This is a genomic window from Pseudoalteromonas sp. SR45-6, assembly GCF_014163545.1.
Lineage (GTDB): Bacteria > Pseudomonadota > Gammaproteobacteria > Enterobacterales > Alteromonadaceae > Pseudoalteromonas > Pseudoalteromonas rhizosphaerae.
In genome coordinates this window covers 1-1341 of record NZ_JACJDM010000138.1, presented here as the reverse complement: position 1 = coordinate 1341, position 1341 = coordinate 1, and the positions used below count along the sequence as shown (strand labels likewise).

The following is a 1341-nucleotide window of genomic DNA, read 5'->3' as shown; positions in this document are numbered from 1 at the left end:
GTGCTGCACCCTTTATCTAGATAGTATTGAACTGAAGGTAACATTGCGTAAGGGATAGGTTTATTTTTATCCATATATTCATTTAATAACGTCCATAAATTACAGGCTTGATCGTAACTATCAGCGAACGCGACTATGTATTGGCAATCCCTTTTACCATGTTTAGGGTATTTTTTAGGGATTAAACTTGTAACAGGCATGCCTCTTCCTAAGCTAAAACCTAACGAGCCTCGGTACATCTCAACTTCTTCAAAAGGGATCACAAGTTCTGGGTTGCCACCAAACGCAGGGAAATTCACATTGCCGGTCTTTCGGTCAAAAACGACAGAGGTTGCTCTGGGGGTTTTTGCTTTACGATGGTAAATAAAAGCAATTATTAATAATAAAACTTGCCCTAGAATAAACAAAGGGTAAAAAAGCAGTGAGTCTAATAGGTGCTGTAAACTTTTTGCTTTAAATAACCCAATTACTTGCATTACTGTTAAGATTCCGAAAAATGTTAACATCAATGCTACAGTAGCTTTTTGGAAGATACCCTTCATACTTGATATTAACAATAGGCCATAATAACGGCCATCAGCGCCAACCTCATCTTTTTCTCCTAACAGGTTGTCATAATTGATTTCCACTTTTCGGTAATACTTCCCCATATCAGTTGGTTTTTTAGGGGGGCGTAATTCAGATACTTGCTCGGTGTTTATCATATTGTTACTCAAGTCCTAATTCTTCTTTTAGCGCATAATTTAACAGTGATAAATTCACTTCGGTTGTGAGCCATTTATCTGGCTCTTCAAGTTCACCGTCTTCATCACGTTTTGATACTGGCAATATAAATTTATTTTCCTCAAAGGCTGTGCTCACTGACGCACCTTTACCTTTTGGATACGTTTTAACACGTAGTCTAAACGTGATTCTGGTTGTGTTGAGCGCTTTAAATATAGCGGTGCAGTTATATTGATTTAAATCAAGTCGTACACCTTGCCCACTTGATAAATCAGTCACTAAAAAATTAAGGTGGGTGTCATTGTTATTCCATTTCTAAAGTACGCGGATTTCAAGGTGGCTGTCTTCTTAATTTTCCATCAGGAAAAATAACAATACCGCTATCTACATAAGCTGCAAACTAAACCTAAAGCAATTAAATGCATCACTTTAGGTTCAATTTTTTAAATTTTTAAAGAGCGATTTAGCTTTTAATTACCACACTTCCTGACGGTTAACTTGGCAATCTGCTGGGTCTAAATAGGGTTTTAACTCCTCAGGAAATCCGTGTTTTTCTGTTATATCTTTATCTATTTTGAAGTAGTGCTCTATTGATTGATATAAGTGTGTCCCAAGCGG

2 protein-coding genes are annotated in these 1341 nt (G+C 36.8%); both read right to left on the bottom strand.

Annotated elements, in window-relative coordinates; genetic code table 11:
* On the bottom strand, positions 1–704 hold a 704-nt coding region (locus H5158_RS22520), incomplete at its 3' end, for a hypothetical protein (protein WP_182740963.1).
* 4 nt (positions 705–708) lie between these two features.
* Positions 709–1002 (bottom strand): hypothetical protein, encoded by a 294-nt coding sequence (locus H5158_RS23190; RefSeq protein WP_182795029.1) that lies wholly within the window; start codon positions 1000–1002, stop codon positions 709–711.
* Positions 1003–1341 lie beyond the last annotated feature (339 nt).